The organism is Streptomyces globisporus, from assembly GCF_003501885.1.
Taxonomy (GTDB): domain Bacteria; phylum Actinomycetota; class Actinomycetes; order Streptomycetales; family Streptomycetaceae; genus Streptomyces; species Streptomyces globisporus_D.
The window spans coordinates 1-1,258 of the sequence record NZ_QWFA01000389.1; the positions used below are offsets into that span (position 1 = coordinate 1).

Annotated in this window: 1 protein-coding gene; it reads right to left on the bottom strand. The window is 70.2% G+C overall.

Annotation, left to right across the window (positions count from 1 at the left end):
• The coding region (locus D3105_RS33845; protein ID WP_118906592.1) for a lysine N(6)-hydroxylase/L-ornithine N(5)-oxygenase family protein at positions 1-1,258 on the bottom strand (1,258 nt) is incomplete at both ends.

Below are 1,258 nucleotides of genomic sequence, written 5' to 3' on the forward strand. Positions count from 1 at the left end.
GGGTGAGGCCGAAGGTGGTGAAGGCGGTGCGTTCGGGGAGGGGGTAGGGGTTGGCGCCGGTGAGGTTGTTGAGGATGGTGGCGCTGCGCCAGGCGGCGAGGCCGAGGTCGGGGGCGCCGACTCCGTGGGTGTGGCGTTCGGCGTTCTGTACGTAGACGTGTCCGGTGACGGTGGGGTCGAGGACGAGGCGGTACTGGTCGTCGATGCGGGGGCGGTGGGAGGCGTCGCGGCGGAGGTAGGGGTCGAGGCCGCCGAGGAGGGCGTCGAGGGGGCGTTCGCGGTAGCCGGTGGCGAGGATGACGGCGTCGGTGGTGAGGCGGCTGCGGGTGCCTTGTTGGGTGTGTTCGAGGTGGAGTTCGACGCGGGTGTTGGCGAGGCGTCCGGCGGTGCGGACGTGGACGCCGGGGGTGAGGGTGGCGTCGGGCCACCCGCCGTGGAGGGTGCGGCGGTAGAGCTCGTCGTGGATGGCGGCGATGGTGTCGGCGTCGATGCCTTTGTGGAGCTGCCATTGGCGGGGGACGAGTTCGTCGCGGGCGGATTCGGGGAGCGCGTGGAAGTAGCGGCTGTAGTCGGGGGTGAAGTGCTCCAGGCCGAGCTTCGAATATTCCATGGGGGCGAAGGCCTGGGTGCGGGCGAGCCAGTGGATCTTCTCGGCGCCTTCGGGGCGGGCGCGCAGGAGGTCGAGGAAGATCTCGGCGCCGGACTGGCCGGATCCGATGACGGTGATGTGGTCGGCGGTGAGGAGCCGTTCGCGGTGGCGGAGGTAGTCGGCGGAGTGGAGTACGGGGACGGCTTCGGCTTCGGCGAGGGGTTTGAGGGGTTCGGGGACGAAGGGTTCGGTGCCGATGCCGAGGGCGATGTGGCGGGTGTAGGCGCGGCCGAGTGCTTCGGCTTCGCCGTCGCGGTCGAGTTGGGTGAAGTCGACTTCGAAGAGGGTGCGGGCGGTGTTCCAGCGGACGGCGTCGACCTGGTGGCCGAAGTGGAGGCCGGGGAGTTGTTCGGTGACCCAGCGGCAGTAGGCGTCGTATTCGGCTCGTTGGATGTGGAAGCGCTCGGCGAAGTAGAAGGGGAAGAGGCGGTCGCGGGTGCGGAGGTAGTTGAGGAAGGTCCAGGGGCTGGTGGGGTCGGCGAGGGTGACGAGGTCGGCGAGGAAGGGGACTTGGAGGCTGGCGCCGTCGAGGAGGAGGCCGGGGTGCCAGTGGAAGGCGGGGCGTTGTTCGTAGAAGGTCGCGGCGAGGGGTCGGGGGTCGTCGGGGGC